This is a genomic window from Methylobacterium pseudosasicola, from assembly GCF_900114535.1.
GTDB classification, from domain to species: domain Bacteria; phylum Pseudomonadota; class Alphaproteobacteria; order Rhizobiales; family Beijerinckiaceae; genus Methylobacterium; species Methylobacterium pseudosasicola.
In genome coordinates, this window is sequence record NZ_FOTK01000015.1 from 98,585 (window position 1) to 113,187 (window position 14,603).

Below are 14,603 nucleotides of genomic sequence, written 5' to 3' on the forward strand. Positions count from 1 at the left end.
CTATGCGACACCTGTGTTTCTGGATTCCGGGCTCCGCTTCGCGGCCCCGGAATGACGGAGCGGGTTGTGTAGACCAGCGCTCGGTTTCTGGCCGAGGTCAGGCCGCGATCCGGATCGCCTCGTCCGATCCCGTATCCGCGGTGTCGCGGCTGGCGCGGAACTGGTCCAGCAGGTCGGCACCGAGCCCGTCGAGGACTTCCTGCATGGCGGCCTGAACCTCCGGATCCTCTTCCTTCGGCTCCGTGCGGTACCAGGCGAGGATCTGTTCGGGCAGCGCGTCGAGGATCGCGCCGATCGGGTTGGGCAGCTCGGGCGTCGCCGGCTCGGACTCCGTTTCCGCGACGATCGCAACTTCGACCACCACCGGATCGCCGCTCTCGACCGGCACGACCGCGACGGGTTCGACAACGCTCACCGGCTCGAACGCGGTGCGCCGCTGAATTTCCAGGGCGGTCCGCCAAGCGGCATCCGCGGCCGCGGCTTCGCGGCGGGCGGCTTCCCGGGTCATGGCTTCGGCCGCGACGGCGCGGGCGACTTCGCGGGCCTCGTCCCGGGCGGCCTCGGCCTCGTAGCGGTTCAGCAGGGCGACCACCGCGTGCATCTCCGGCGCCGGCAGATCGGTGCAGGCGTCGATGGCGGATTCGATCATCCGGCGCGACAGGCCGGTGCCGCGCAGACCGCTCGGTCCGGCGGCGGCTTGACGGGCGGCGAGCGCCGCCTGCATCGCCGGCAGCAGCGCGTCCGGAAGCCCGGCCTTCCGGTGCAACTCGGCGAAGGACCGCGGATCCCGCATGGCCCGGGCGATCCCGGCATGATCCTGGCCCGACAGATCGGCCAGCGCCGCCTGCACGAAGTCGGTCCGGCCTGAAAGCACGGCCCGCAGGATCAGGCCGGCGGTGAGCTGGCGGGCCGTGCGCAGATGCGTCACGAGGCGCGCCACCCCGGCGGCGCCGGACTGCTCGCAGGCCTCCAGGGCCACGCGCTCGCCCGCCTCGCGCCGCATCCGGTCGCAACGCTCGTTGCCGAGCCAGCCGCGGTCGGTGACGAACAGCGACAGCGCCTCGGCCACCGCGAGGCCGATGGCGTAGCGCACCTTCGGCGGCAGGTCGGAGCGGCGCAACAACGCCTCGCGGAGAGCGGCCTCGTCGCCCCGGCGCTCGATCATGCGCAGCATCCGGCCGGCGGTGATTTTTGCTGTCGGATTTCCGGCGAGCACGACCAGGGTATCCAGCTCGCCGATCTCGGCCAGCGCCCCCGAGACTGCGTGCGAGAGATGATGGCGGGCGGCGATCACCGCCCGGGTGGCCTCGTCGCCGAGAGCCGCGGCATCGACCAGATCCGCATCGGTCAGAACCGGCGAGCGCGCCAGGACCAAGCGCGCTACTTCGGGCACGTCGCAGGACAGAGCGACCACCAGGGGCCGGGGCGTCCGCGCGGAGGCCGCGCAGGTCTCGGCGAGCGCCCGGCGGACCACCGGCGACGGGTCGTCCAGCAGCGACAGCAGCGCGGTCTTGGCCTCCCAGGCCTCGTCGGCGGAGAGGTCGCCGTAGAGGTACGCCCGCGCTAGCGCCGTCGTGGCTTCGGCCCGGCGGCCGGCCGAGGCGTTCTGGGTCCAGGCCAGGAACTCGCGGATGATCATGGGCCGCTCCGGGGGGCGAACAGGCTGGTCCTGATGCCGGTGTTGGATCCCGCTCCGGCGAATTCGGTCGGGCGACGGGGCGGCAGCGGCGGATTGACGAGGGCGGCACCGGCAGGCGTCGGCGCCGGCGCGGTCAGGGCGCCGGTGGTCGCCGGTTCGATCGCGGCGAGGCTGGCCGGGGCTTCGGCGCCCGAACGCGGGAAATAGGTCGGCGCGGCGTGCTGGGTCGGCGGCGCTGCGTTGCGGGCCTGCCAGAGGCGCGCCGCTGCGTCCGACGCCGTGCCGCGCTGGTCGGTTTGGAACAGGCTGCGCAGGTCGGAGGTGCCGCCGAACGCGGTGGCCGCGCTGGCATAGGCCGTGGCCGCCTGCGTCGCCGGGGCGCCGTCCTGGCGCAGGGCTGTCAGATCGGTGGCGGCGGCGCCCTGTGCGGCGGCGGATAGGCTGGCATAGAGTTCGGCGGCGCTGCGGGGCCGGCCAGCCCGGTCGTAGAACAGAGCCCGGTTGGCGGCGGCCGCCTCCGGCAGGTCGAGGGCGGCGGCCCGGGCCGGGAAGGCGCGGGCGGTGGAGATCAGCGCGGCCGCTCCCTTGGCCCCCAGGACATGGGCCGCGTAGAGGTCGCCCGAGGTGGGCTCGCGCCCGAGCGCCGCGGCGAGCGCATCGGAATTCTGCTGGGTCAGGGCGCCGGCCAGCGTCGCGGAGATCTTGGGATCGCGCCGCAGATCGAGGATCGCCTGGCGCTGGTCGGCATCTGGGACGGTGTAGGTGCCGTCCGGCTGCCGGGTGATCGCGTCCGCATGCGCCTGGAGGCCGAGCTTCGGCCCGGCATTCTTCATCACCCCGAGCCAGGTCTGCTCGATGAACTGGAACAGGCCGGTGGCCGAGGAGGTCCCGGCCTTGGCGGCGGGGTCGAGGGCGGATTCCCGCCGGGCTGTGGCCAGGAGGTAATCGAAGCCGACGCCGCTCGCCATCGCGCCGTCGCGGATCGCCTGGACCACCGGCCCGGACACGGCCGCGCCCGAGCCCGCCCGTGCTTGCGCGGGCGGGCTGCTCTCCGGTGGGCTGGACGGCGTGGTGAACAGGAACATCCGGGCGCGCACGGGGTCTGAGGACACCGTGAACCTGCGCCGCTTATGGTAAACAACTCCTCAATTGGAGTTGCGCCGCGGTATCCGGTTTCAGGACCCGGTGAACTCGGCCGCGCCCTTCGGACGGCGCATCTGGAACCGGGTGTCGGCGGTGGCGCGGAAGTAGTCGTAATAGCCGCCGCGCAGGATCGGATGCATCGCCGCCGTGTCGACCATGCCGTCCGTGACGAAGCACTCGTCGACGTAGATCGACACCACCTGCCCGATCACTAGGAAATTCTCGGCCTCACCGCCGCCCAGCGGCACCAGCGGGACGGTTTGCAGCCACCGGCATTCGAGGGCGGCGGGCGAGGCCGCCACCCGGGGCGGGCGCACCTTCTGCGAGGGAGCGGTCTCGAGCTTCGCGAAGGCGAACTCGCTCTCGCCCCGCGGTAGCGGCGCCGAGGAATCGTTCATCCCGTCGCGCAGGTCCCAGGTCGCCAGGCTGCAGACGAATTCGGCGCCCTCCTCGGCGAAGGTCATGGCGTCCTTCCGGCCCGAGGACGAGAACGCCACCATGTTGTCCGCCACCGCATTGAAGAACGAGTACGGCGCGAGGTTGAGCTTGCCCTCCCGGCTCATGGCGCTGATCCAGCCGATCGGCCGCGGCGCGACGATCGCCTTCAGGGGGTTGTGCGGCAGGGCGCGCGCCTCGCGCGGGGCTTCGAGATCGTAATGCACGGGTGCGCCTTCTGAGACCAATCGCACTCAGAGATAGGTCACGATCTCGGAAAGACTCGGTCGCGGCCGATCGGACGGCACCTCGCGCGCCCGGCCGATATGCACGAACCCGGCGAGTTTTTCGGATGGCGCGAGGCCCAACGCATCCAGCACCCGGCGATCGTAGGCATACCATTCGGTCAGCCAGGACGTGGCGAAGCCCGAGGCATTGGCCGCGATCACGAGGTTCATGGTGGCCGCGCCCACCGAGAGCAGTTGCTCCCATTCGGGGATTTTCACATGCGGCCCGACGCGCGAGACCACCGCGACGGCCACCGGCGCATGCATCAGGCGGTTACGCTCCTGGGCGAGCCGCTCGGGGGTCGCCTCGGGATTGTCGGCCAGAAAGGTCGCCGCGATGGTCTCGCCGACCCGCTCCCGGGCCGCGTCCGCGATGACGATGAATCGCCAGGGCGCCAGCTTGCCGTGGTCGGGCACCCGGGCGGCGACGGTCAGGATGGTCTCGAGCTGGGCGCGGTCCGGCCCCGGGCCGTCGAGCAGCAGGGGCGGCACCGAGCGGCGCGTCGTCAGGAGGTCGAGGGTGGCGTTCATGCGTCCTGTCCCGCTGGGAAATCGGGATCCGGATGTGGCATGCACGGCCCGGCGGTGGAAGAGCGTGCGGCCTTGCCGCCGCCATGGTCCGGAGGCACAGCCGAAACCGGATACGGCTTGATGAGGATTCGACCGATGCGCACGAGGCTTGCCGCGATGGCGGTGGCAATTCTCTTGCCGGCCCATCTCCTGCCGGCGAGCGCGTTCGCGCAGCAGGGCGTGTTCCAGAACCGCCTCGGCGATCCCCTGCCCTCCCCGTCGATCACCAGCCCGACCCTGCCGCCCAGCATGCCGCCGGCGGAGCCGGAGGCGCAGCTGTCCCTGTCGGCGCTCCTGTCCGGCGCGGGCGTGCCCCTGCGCCAGGGGCTGGCCTGGCGGATCTACGAGGATCGTGGCGACGGCACCCGGCCGTCGATCGTGGGCCGCTCCACGGAGGCGGAGCCGAACTTCACCCTCCCCCCCGGCGCTTATGTGGCGACCGTGACCTACGGTTTCGCCAGCGCTTCGAAGCGGATCGTGATGGGTGGCCAGCCGGCCACCGACACCCTCCGGGTCGCTGCCGGCGCCCTGAAGCTCGCAGGCGCCGTGGGCGACCAGAAAATCCCGGCCGCGCAGGTCTCGTTCTCGGTGTTCGTGCCGGTGGGGACCAATTCCGAGGGCCGGCTGGTGCGCTCCGGCATCAAGGCCGGGGAGATCCTGCGCCTGCCCGAGGGCACCTATCACGTGGTCTCGACCTACGGGGAATCGAACGCGATCCAGCGCGCCGACCTGCGGGTCGAAAACGGCAAGGTCACCGAGGCGACCCTCAACCACCGCGCCGCCACCGTCACCCTGAAGCTCGTGGCCGCCCCCGGGGCCGAGGCCTATGCCGGCACCGCCTTCTCGGTGCTGACGCCCGGCGGCGACACGATCCGCGAGGCGATCGGCGCCTTCCCGCAAGTGACCCTGGCCGAGGGCGACTACGTGCTGATCGCCCGCCATGACGGGCAGGTCTATACCCGCGAGTTCAAGGTCGAGAGCGGGCTCGACCGGGACATCGAGGTGGTGGCCAAGGCCGGCTGAGCGTTTGGGTCAGGCCAGCCTACGTGCCAGGGCCACGCAGGCTGCGACCAGAAGGGCCGCGGCGATCATCGCGGGCTCGATCCGCTCGCCGAGAACCAGGGCGGCGACGCCGAGCCCCAGGAATGGCTGCAGCAGCTGGAGCTGCCCGATCGCCGCGATGCCGCCCCGGGCGAGCGCCCGATACCAGAATACGAACCCGATCAGCATGCTGAACAGAGCCACGTAGCCGAGGCCGGCCCAGGCCGGGAGCGGGATTGCGCCGGGATCGGCCGGGCTCAGGATCAGCGCCAGCGGCAGGGAGAGCGGCAGCGACAGCACCGTCGCCCAGGCGATCACCTGCCAGCCGCCGAGCCGCCGCGCCAGGATCCCGCCCTCGGCATAGCCGAGCCCGCAGACCAGGATCGCCGCGAGCATGAAGGCATCGCCCGGTCCCGGCGGCCCATCGAGCCCGCGGGCGGCGAAGCCCACCGTCACGAGGGCGCCCAGCACCGACAGGACCCAGAAGGCCGCGGACGGCCGCTCGCCCGAGCGCAGGGCGCCGAACAAGGCGGTCGAAAGCGGCAACAAGCCGACGAAGACGGTCCCATGCGCGGCGCCCACGGTGCGCAGCGCCAGCGCGGTCAGGAGCGGGAAGCCGACCACGACCCCGCCGGCCACGATCGCGAGCGCGCCGAGATCGCGCCCGCGCGGCCACGTCTCCCGGAGGATCAGCAGCGCGGCTGCTCCCGCCAGCCCGGCAAGGGCCGCTCGCGCGGCGCTGAGGAACAGCGCGTCCATGCCGGTGAGCGCCAAGCGCGTCGCCGCCAGGGAGGCGCTGAAGATCGCGACGCCGATCATCCCGTCGATCCAGGCGCCCGGGTGCCGCAAGACGCCCCCCTCGGTCGCGCATTCAGGCGCTTGCGCCAAAATCTCACCCTGCTTCACGACGCCAATCTCCCAGCCATATCCGGTTGGGGCATGCGTCCCGCGGGCGCGGTGGGCCAGGGACGGTTGGGGCTCCAGAGGACCAAACTGTCCCGGCCGCCGCACAGGACAATCGAGGCCGCCCACGGATGCAGCAGCCTGGTTCCATGTTCCGCGCATTAACATTTCTGCGAGGGGGCGGAACGATGGGCTTCGGCGCGCCATTCTCACGCGCCCATTCCGGGCCCCCGGAGATCCTGATGCGCCGCCTCGTCCTCGCTACTCTCGCCGCCGCCGCCCTGGCCGGACCTGCCCTCGCAGCCAACGACACGCCTCCGACCGTGGCCCCCAAGTTCGAGAGCGTGCCGCAGGACGCGGTGCTGAGCTACAACCTGATCGGTCTCAACATCACTGACGCGCAGAACAATACCGTCGGCGAGATCAAGGACCTCGCGATCGTTCACGAAAAGCTCGTCGGCTACATCGTCTCGGTGGGCGGCTTCCTCGGCATGGGCGAGCACTATGTCGCCGTCGCGCCGTCCTCTATTGCCCTCGGCTACGATGCCGACGCGAAGAAGTGGAAGGCGATCATCGGCGCCACCAAGGAGCAGCTGAAGTCCGCGCCGGAGTTCAAGTACGACGGCAAGTTCAAGCGCTGAGCTTCTCGCGCTGGGCTGCCGAAGACGGATCGAAACCGTTGTCGGCAGCCCCTCAGATGGACGTGTTCAGATGACGAACAGGGTGACGCAGTCTGAGACAGAAGACTCGCCCCTTCGATCGGTGCGTTCGAGCCGGGATTAGCGGCGGACAGCCGAGCACCGGTTAGGACGATATCCGATCCCCCTGCAACGCCTCCCGTGCCATCTGGCTCACGAGCGCGTCGCGCTTCGCCTGGCGGAGGATGATGCGGGCCGCCGCGCGGGCGTTGGCGGCGCGGAGCGCGGCTTGCGGGCCGCCGTCGCGCAGCACCCGCCAGGCCAGGGCACGAAACCATTTGACGTTGGCGAGCGCGGATGCCCGGCGGCTGATCGGCCCACCGACATCGAGCGGCTTTTCAACTGTTGCAGCGGTCATTGGATCAATCCTGGACTGCATTCCGCCGCTTGTCCGCGAATGAGACAAGATGTGGCGATGCGCTTCCGACTCGGCAATAGTGGTGCCGCTCGGCGGTTTTAGAAAACGGCACAGCGTTCAGCGTTTGACGGTGCGGGGCCGCACGCCGCTCGGTCGCGCGACCCGGGCCCGCCGTTACGTATCGAACAGGCGCCCACATCCCGGCGGCTTGCCATGTCGCAGGGACGCCGAGCGCGGAACCTTTGCGTCGGCGCGCGGTAGAATCATCGCTGAACGATGTGATCGTATGACGAGGATCGCTGTGTCCGAAATGTACCCGCGATCGACCGCCAGCATCGCCGGTCATCCCATTCATCCGATGCTTGTGCCGATCCCGATCGTCTGCTTCGTCGGGACTCTCTTGACCGATGTCGCGTATTGGTCGACGGCCAACATGCAATGGGCCAACTTTTCGGTCTGGCTTCTGACCGTCGGGCTGGTGGCTTCGGTCTTCGCGGGCCTCGCCGGCGCAATCGACTTCTTCGGGGATCGGAGTATCCGGCGGCTCCGGCCCGCCTGGATCCATGCAGTCGGCAACGCGCTGGCGCTGAGCCTCGCCATCGTCAACGCCTTCGTGCACAGCCGCGACGCCTACACCTCCGTCGTGCCGACCGGCTTAATCCTCTCGGCAGCGGTCGTCCTGATCCTGATCGTCACCGGCTGGAACGGCGCGGCGCTGATCCATCGTCACCGAGTCGGCGTCCAGCCGGGAGAGCGCGCATGAGCCGGCTTCACCACCTCCTCGCCGGGGCCGTCCTGCTGCCGCTGGCCGCGTGCGGACCGGATCCGATCGACCCGCAGACCCAGATCGGGCCGAACCCGCCCCTGCCCGAACTGCACCAGTACCTGCTCCCGCCGATGCACGTCTCCCGCTCGGTCGGCTGGAAGGACGGCGAGACCCCACAGGTCGCGACCGGATTTCAGGTGAAGGCCCTGGCCACCGGTCTCAAGAGCCCCCGCTCGCTCCTGGTCCTGCCCAACGGCGACGTGCTCGTGGCGGAGAGCGGCGGCCCGACCCCACCGATCAACCGGCCCAAGGAAATCATCATGGGCTGGCTCGAGGGCCTGTCCCATCCACCGGAGAAGCCCGGCCAGCGCATCACCCTGTTGCGCGATGCCGATGGCGACGGCGTGGCCGAACTGCGCACCGTCCTGATCGACACGCTGAACGCGCCCTTCGGCATGGCGCTGGTCGGCGACGATCTCTACGTCGCCAACACCGACGCGGTGATGCGCTACCCCTACAAGACCGGGGCGACGCAGATCACCGAACCCGGCACCAAGCTCACCGAGCTGCCGGCCGGCCGGATCAACCATCATTGGACCAAGAGCCTGACCGCCAGCCCAGATGGGACCAAGCTCTATGCCGGCGTCGGCTCGAACAGCAACGTCACCGAGAACGGCATTGATGAAGAGACGGACCGCGCGGCGATCTGGGAGATCGACCGGGCGACCGGCGCCCACCGGCTCTACGCCACCGGCCTGCGCAACCCGAACGGCCTGACCTTCGAGCCGCAGACCAAGGTGCTCTGGTGCGTCGTTAACGAGCGCGACGAGCTCGGTCCCGATCTGGTGCCGGATTACATGACCTCGGTGAAGGAGGGCGGCTTCTACGGCTGGCCGTACAGCTACTGGGGCAATCACATCGATCCGCGGGTGATGCCGCAGCGCCCCGAACTGGTCGCCCAGGCGATCATGCCGGACTACTCGCTGAGCTCGCACGTCGCCCCGCTCGGGATGGCGTTCGCCACCGGCAACGGCCTACCGCAGGCTTACCGGAGCGGCGCCTTCGTAGGCGAGCACGGCAGCTGGAACCGCGATCCGCTCAACGGCTACAAGGTGGTCTTCGTCACGTTCGAGAACGGCAAGCCGGCCGGCAAGGCCCAGGACGTGGTCACCGGCTTCGTCAATGCCGACAAGCAGGCCCGCGGCCGGCCGGTGGGGCTGGCGGTTGATGCGCAGGGCGGCCTGCTCATCGCCGACGATGCCGGCGGCACGGTGTGGCGCGTCACCGGATCCGGTGCGCGCTCCGAAGCCGGGCCGGCGGCGATCATCCGGTAATCGGTGTGGCGCCGCCTCGAAAAGCCTCTGGCCGAACCAGAATCCTAACCGGGAGGGCTGTGCCGTGACGATGTCGACCCGTTCACCCACCGCGATCAGCGACGAGGGGCGTCACGCCCGGGACCGCGGCGACCCGATCACGGCCAACCCGTATCCGGAGGACTCGGACGCACACGGCAGCTGGGAGCGCGGCTACCAGATTCCCGATCGGGAGGGGCAGGACCAGGCCGCCAGCGCGGCGATCGACGGGGCCGATCGAGCGCCGTCATCGTAGGTCGGAATACCGGAATGTCCGGCGAAGTCGTGGCGCCCGCGGTGGGTGGTTCCGCTACGGCGTGGGGGCTCGAGGGTCTTCGAGACGATAGTCTTCGCCCGGCGCGATGAGCGGGGCAGCCTGTCCGAAGCCGATCAGAATATTATCGAGGAGATCGGCCAGTGCGTCGGCGACCCCGGTGGCGCCGGTGAGGACTGCGTTCATGAGCGCGTGCATCGCGGGCTCCCCGAATGCGGAGCTGTGTCGTTCAGAGGCGAGGGAGCGCTCGGTAAATCGGCGCTCCCTCGCCGAGACCCGCCGACATCAAGCGAAGTGGGCCGGCAGGGCGAGGCTCATGGCCTGGACATAGGTGCCGGCCAGGATCGCGACGGTGGCGATGGTCGCGGCGGCGGCGAGGGCGAGGCGGGCAACGAGGGTCATCGGAAGTCTCCATCAGGTCCGCGACTGGTTTCGCGGTGTGACCCTGATGTATGCCCAAGCTTTCAGGATGGGCGTGCTCCGGCACACCTGGGACGTGACCTGATGGTTCTTCGTCGGGCGCGTCTCGAACTTCGCGTTCAGGCCCCGGCCCGGACGAGGCTTAAGCATTTGAATGGGCCGCGTCGGCCAGATGCCGGAAGTCGCTCGGCGCCATCCCGTATCGGTCCCGGAACCGGCGGGAAAAATGGGCTTGGCTGGCAAATCCGCAGCCGAAGGCCAGAACGCCAATGGAAAGATGACGGCAGCCCTGATCGGTCAGGCGCTTGGCTGCGGTCTCCAGGCGGCGTTGCCAGATCCAGTCCGCAATGTGCTCGCCCTGTTCCTGGAAGAGTTCCTGGAGCCGGCGCAGCGACACCCCCACCGCCGTCGCCAGTTTGGGCGGATCGAGGGAGGAGTCGCCCAGATTCGCCTCGACATAGGCCTTGGCGCGTTGGACCACGACGGTGCCGTGCAGGGGCTTGGGCACGTCCTTGGCCAAGCGCTCGGCGATGCTGGCCGCGATCAGGTCCACGGCGATCGCCGACATCCGCGCGGCCCCATCGGGCGTGAAGGCGTTCTCGACCCGCAGCAGCGTATCCAAGAACGTCGTCACCAGTTTGGTGCTGCCGAGATCCGCCCCGATGGTGAGGGCCGAGAAGTGGCGCGCGTCGCCGAGAAGGTTCTCCATGCGCGCGCGTGGAATTTCCAGCAGCAGGGACCGGGACGATCCGGATGTCTGCCGGACGGAGGGACTGGCCCGATCCAAGACCATGATCTCGCCGGGCTGCACGGTGGCCTGGCGTCCGAACTGCTCGCAACTCGAGGTGCCGGCCAGCTTGATCGTGACGGCTAAGGTGTCCCGCTTGTCGTTCCGACGAAGCGTGGTCGGTGTCGACTCGACGCGGACGGCGCTGAACGTCGAACGGGTGATCAGCAACGATCCGAGATCGGTACCTTCGAATAGGCCACGAAATACACCATCATCGATCCGATACAGCTCGGCCGGCATCAGTCGATCGTGAGCAAAATCTTTCCAGAGTTGGAAATTCGTATCCGATTCTTCTTCGTGGGCCGAAAAAATGATCTTCATCGAGGTGAAGGTCGATCCGTTATTTCGAATTTAGGATCGGTCGATTATCTCTCGCCTTCCTCGGAAATGGTAGCGCCGACAGGGCAAGTTGCTAATTACAGGTTGCAGTATGATATCGCTTCAATCGTCAAAATTTATTGCAGATATGCAGAATTAATGATGTGAATATAGAGCTAATTAGAGATATATACGTTAACTGAAGTCGCTATTTTCATATGGGTTAAAATGTCGCGGTGAACGATCGCTTCGCCCAGAGATCCGAGTCGCGCAGAACGTCGATGTCCATTGCCGGCTTCATAAACTGTGTTTCGCTAAGGCGATGACGGCCGCGCCGGCGTTCCGTTCTGCGTCGCGCCCTCACAGTCCCGCGGGCTCGGGCGCCGGTGATGCGGGCAGCCCTTTCAAGGTGTTTGGATCAGGGCGCGATCGGCGCCTTTTGCCGATCGCATTGGCCCGTTCGATCCTTGCACGGAGGGGCGTCGGGGTCGGGTGATGCAGGTTTCGAGGCTTCCGAAGCTGCCCGGACCTCCGGTCCTCCCTGGGCGCCGCGGGTTTTTCGAGGCCAGCTCCCGCGATGGGCGGCGCCGTCGGCTGGATCGCCGCATGGAGGGCGCGGCGCCGACCAACGGGAGAAGCGATGGCGCGCGGCCGGTGGGAGAACGCCCGATCAATCGGCGATCGGCGGCCCGCCATCGTCTGGCGCCTCTCGCGGCGCTGGCCGGGGCTTCCGGGCCGGCTTGGCCGGTTGGACGGCTCGGGCCTGCGGCGGCGCTGGGCTAACGGACCGCTGTGGCGGGCTCGGTGGCCGCTCGATCCGGGCCCTGTCCGGAGCACCAACCCGTTGACCGGCAGGGGGTGCGGACGGCTCGGTTGCCGGACCGGTCCGGGCCGGCGGCGTCGCGATGGCGGCCCGGTTGCGCTGTGGCTGCCGTGGCGGCGGCGTCCGGCCCGCGGCGGCCCCGGGCGCCGCTTGTCCCGGCACCGGCACAAGCGCGGCCGGGCTGGCGGCTGCGCTCTGCGGGACGACCTCACAATTCTGGCTGCAATTGCTGACGACCGCCTCGACGGTCTTGCCGTCGATCGTTGCGGAGACGATGCACCGGGCCGGATGGTAGATCAGCTCGTACTGGAACGTGCCCTTGTCATCCGACTCGGTGCGGAATTTGTTCTCCAGCATCACGGATTTGCGCGGACCGTCCGTCGTCCCGACGATGTAGAGCCGGCCCGTCGCGATCGCCGCGACGGTGATCTCCGATCCCGCCCACGCGGACCCGCACGTCACCAGGGCGCCAACCCCGGCCGCGGCGACAATCGAGGCGAAACGAACCAAACGACATTTCTCCGCGTTCTGCCGTCGACATGCGACGGCTAGACCATATTCAGGCGGAGATAGTTACGACATCTGGATTGATCAGGCGATAGCAATTATCCTTGGCGCTATCGCACAAGTTTTGATTTCGTCGCGGATAAGTGCGGGCGCGGCGATGGCCGCCCAACGCCAGGCATCATGCCGCCGGAGACGGGGCATGAAAACAACCCACACAGAGCACCGGCGCGGTTCGCAGCCGGAATTTTCAGAAGAAGTCTTCGAGAATCTTGGTGGGCGCACTAGGGTTCGAACCTAGGACCCGCTGATTAAGAGTCAGCTGCTCTACCAACTGAGCTATGCGCCCGATCGCGTCTGCGACCCGCCCCGGTGGCCACCAAGTCCGTCCGGGGTGGCGGGCTGATACCAACGCATCCGGGGGCTGTCCACCCCCGGATGCAGGTTTTTTGCTATTCCGCCGCCGCGTGCTGTGCATGAACCCGCACCGCGTGGGCCGCGAGCTTGTTCAGCGCCGAGAGATAGGCCTTGGCGGAGGCGACCAACGTGTCCGGATCGGCGCCGCGGGCGGTGACGCTGCGCTCGCCGTCGCGCAGGCGCACCGAGACCTCGGCCTGGGCGTCCGTGCCGCCGGAGACGGCCTGGACCTGATACAGCTCCAGCTCGGCCTTGTGCGGCACCAGGGCGGTGATGGCGTTGAACACGGCATCCACCGGCCCGTTGCCGTCCGCCTCCTCGATCCGGGTCCCGGTCTCGTCGGCGATGCGCAGGGTCGCGCGCTGCGGCCCCCGTGTGCCGGCGATGACCGAGAGCGAGACCAGCCGGATGCGATCGTGCGCGGTGGCCAGATTCTCGTCGACCAGGGCCTCGATATCCTCGTCGTAGACGTGCTTCTTGCGGTCGGCCAAGGCTTTGAACCGCTCGAACGCGTCCTGGAACTGGTTGTCGGACAGGTGCAGGCCGAGGTCGTCGAGCTTGGAGCGGAAGGCCGCCCGGCCGGAATGCTTGCCCATCACCAGGGAGGTCTTGGTCAGGCCCACCGAGGCCGGGGTCATGATCTCGTAGGTCTCGGCGTTCTTGAGCATGCCGTCCTGGTGAATGCCGCTCTCGTGCGCGAAGGCGTTGCGGCCGACGATCGCCTTGTTGAACTGCACCGGGAAGTTGGTGGCGTGGCTTACCAGCTTCGAGGCGCGGGTCAGCATGGTCGATTCGATGCCGGTCTCGTAGGGCAGCACGTCTGCGCGGGTGCGCAGGGCCATGACGATCTCCTCGAGCGCGGCGTTGCCGGCCCGCTCGCCGATGCCGTTGATCGTGCACTCGACCTGCCGGGCGCCGCCCTCGATGCCGGCGAGCGAGTTGGCGATCGCGAGGCCGAGATCGTTGTGGCAGTGGACCGAAAAAATCGCCTGATCGGCGTTCGGCACCCGCTCGCGCACGGACGCGAACATGTCGCGGTACTCGGCGGGCGTGGCGTAGCCCACCGTGTCGGGCAGGTTGATCGTGGTGGCGCCGGCCTTGATGGCGGCCTCGACGCAGCGGCACAGGTAGTCGATCGGCGTGCGGGTCGCGTCCATGGCCGACCATTCCACATCCTCGACGAGGTCGCGGGCCTGGGCCACGGTCTTGAGGATGATCTCGAGCACCTCGTCCTGGCTCTTGCGCATCTGGTGCGCGAGGTGGATCGGCGAGGTGGACACGAAGGTGTGGATCCGGCCGCGCTGGGCGTGCCGCACCGCCTCGCCGGCCCGGGCGATGTCGCCGGGAATCGCGCGGGCGAGGCCCGCGATGGTGGCGCGCTTGGTGCGCCGGGCGATCTCCGACACGGCCTCGAAATCGCCGATCGACGCGATCGGGAAGCCGGCCTCGATGACGTCGACGCCCATCGTGTCGAGGAGCTCGGCCACCGCCAGCTTCTCGTCGTGGGTCATGGTGGCGCCGGGGCATTGCTCGCCGTCGCGCAAGGTCGTGTCGAAGATGACGATGCGTTCGCGGGCGGTGGTGCTGCTGGTCGTGGTCATGGCGTTACCCTGTCGCGGGCCGCCCGGCGGAAGGCTCGGGGCGGCGGGGTGCCCAAAAGGGGCTCGAAGTTCGCGAGTTCCGACAATCCCCTGAAGGCCCAGGCGCGCGCGCCCGGACGGCCCTCAGGGGCGGGTAAGCAGAAGCGGAAGACGAAGCCCGGCGCGACGCGCACGCGACCGCGGCGCCGGCGGAGCGGCGCGGGCGGTCTCGGTCGCTGAGCCGGCTCTGGCCAAGGCTCGTCTCTCCCGGGTGAGGCGCGGACG

Annotated in this window: 15 protein-coding genes and 1 tRNA gene; 5 read left to right on the forward strand and 11 right to left on the reverse strand. The window is 69.0% G+C overall.

Annotated features, from left to right (window positions below; genetic code table 11):
• Window positions 1–97 precede the first annotated feature (97 nt).
• From BM228_RS15995 to BM228_RS16010, 4 genes are all read right to left on the reverse strand, one after another.
• Window positions 98–1,639 (reverse strand): DUF2336 domain-containing protein, encoded by a 1,542-nt coding sequence (locus tag BM228_RS15995; protein ID WP_092042220.1) that lies wholly within the window; start codon window positions 1,637–1,639, stop codon window positions 98–100.
• Complete coding sequence (locus BM228_RS16000; RefSeq protein ID WP_092042288.1) at window positions 1,636–2,724, reverse strand: lytic transglycosylase; 1,089 nt, start codon at window positions 2,722–2,724, stop codon at window positions 1,636–1,638. The genes BM228_RS15995 and BM228_RS16000 overlap by 4 nt, the downstream gene beginning before the upstream one ends.
• Before the next feature lie 90 nt (window positions 2,725–2,814).
• Window positions 2,815–3,444, reverse strand: coding sequence for a flavin reductase family protein (locus BM228_RS16005; protein ID WP_092042221.1), 630 nt, complete (start codon window positions 3,442–3,444; stop codon window positions 2,815–2,817).
• 27 nt (window positions 3,445–3,471) lie between these two features.
• Window positions 3,472–4,035 (reverse strand): nitroreductase family protein, encoded by a 564-nt coding sequence (locus BM228_RS16010; protein ID WP_092042223.1) that lies wholly within the window; start codon window positions 4,033–4,035, stop codon window positions 3,472–3,474.
• A gap of 135 nt (window positions 4,036–4,170) precedes the next feature.
• On the opposite strand from BM228_RS16010, the gene BM228_RS16015 reads away from it, so the two are divergent.
• Window positions 4,171–5,097, forward strand: a complete 927-nt coding sequence (locus BM228_RS16015; RefSeq protein ID WP_092042224.1) for a hypothetical protein — start codon at window positions 4,171–4,173, stop codon at window positions 5,095–5,097.
• A 9-nt stretch (window positions 5,098–5,106) separates the two neighbouring features.
• Here BM228_RS16015 and BM228_RS16020 read toward each other — a convergent pair whose 3' ends face one another.
• The gene (locus tag BM228_RS16020; RefSeq protein WP_092042225.1) at window positions 5,107–5,934 is read right to left on the reverse strand and encodes a DMT family transporter; all 828 of its coding nucleotides are present in this window, start codon (window positions 5,932–5,934) and stop codon (window positions 5,107–5,109) included.
• A 326-nt stretch (window positions 5,935–6,260) separates the two neighbouring features.
• Here BM228_RS16020 and BM228_RS16025 point away from each other — a divergent pair, with 326 nt between their 5' ends.
• Entirely contained in the window at window positions 6,261–6,659 is a 399-nt protein-coding gene (locus BM228_RS16025) for a PRC-barrel domain-containing protein (protein ID WP_092042290.1), read from the forward strand.
• 163 nt (window positions 6,660–6,822) lie between these two features.
• Here the strand turns inward: BM228_RS16025 and BM228_RS16030 are convergent, their stop codons facing one another.
• Complete coding sequence (locus BM228_RS16030; RefSeq protein ID WP_092042227.1) at window positions 6,823–7,074, reverse strand: hypothetical protein; 252 nt, start codon at window positions 7,072–7,074, stop codon at window positions 6,823–6,825.
• Between the two features lie 286 nt (window positions 7,075–7,360).
• On the opposite strand from BM228_RS16030, the gene BM228_RS16035 reads away from it, so the two are divergent.
• From BM228_RS16035 to BM228_RS16045, 3 genes are all read left to right on the forward strand, one after another.
• A complete protein-coding gene (locus tag BM228_RS16035) occupies window positions 7,361–7,837 on the forward strand; it encodes a DUF2231 domain-containing protein (protein ID WP_167367744.1) in 477 nt (158 codons plus the stop codon).
• Window positions 7,834–9,174 carry a PQQ-dependent sugar dehydrogenase gene (locus tag BM228_RS16040; RefSeq protein WP_092042230.1) on the forward strand — a complete coding sequence of 447 codons (1,341 nt, stop codon included), beginning with the start codon at window positions 7,834–7,836 and terminating at the stop codon, window positions 9,172–9,174. The genes BM228_RS16035 and BM228_RS16040 overlap by 4 nt, the downstream gene beginning before the upstream one ends.
• Window positions 9,175–9,244: 70 nt before the next feature.
• Window positions 9,245–9,448, forward strand: a complete 204-nt coding sequence (locus BM228_RS16045) for a ribosome modulation factor (RefSeq protein WP_342030173.1) — start codon at window positions 9,245–9,247, stop codon at window positions 9,446–9,448.
• A gap of 54 nt (window positions 9,449–9,502) precedes the next feature.
• On the opposite strand, the gene BM228_RS34695 is transcribed toward BM228_RS16045, so the two are convergent.
• From BM228_RS34695 to BM228_RS16070, 5 genes are all read right to left on the reverse strand, one after another.
• The gene (locus BM228_RS34695) at window positions 9,503–9,664 is read right to left on the reverse strand and encodes a hypothetical protein (protein WP_167367745.1); all 162 of its coding nucleotides are present in this window, start codon (window positions 9,662–9,664) and stop codon (window positions 9,503–9,505) included.
• A 364-nt stretch (window positions 9,665–10,028) separates the two neighbouring features.
• Window positions 10,029–10,997, reverse strand: a complete 969-nt coding sequence (locus BM228_RS16055; RefSeq protein WP_092042234.1) for a helix-turn-helix domain-containing protein — start codon at window positions 10,995–10,997, stop codon at window positions 10,029–10,031.
• A gap of 667 nt (window positions 10,998–11,664) precedes the next feature.
• Window positions 11,665–12,327 (reverse strand): hypothetical protein, encoded by a 663-nt coding sequence (locus BM228_RS16060; protein ID WP_092042236.1) that lies wholly within the window; start codon window positions 12,325–12,327, stop codon window positions 11,665–11,667.
• Window positions 12,328–12,594: 267 nt separating this feature from the next.
• Window positions 12,595–12,670, reverse strand: a tRNA-Lys gene (locus BM228_RS16065).
• 103 nt (window positions 12,671–12,773) lie between these two features.
• A complete protein-coding gene (locus tag BM228_RS16070; RefSeq protein WP_092042238.1) occupies window positions 12,774–14,339 on the reverse strand; it encodes a 2-isopropylmalate synthase in 1,566 nt (521 codons plus the stop codon).
• Window positions 14,340–14,603: the final 264 nt, after the last annotated feature.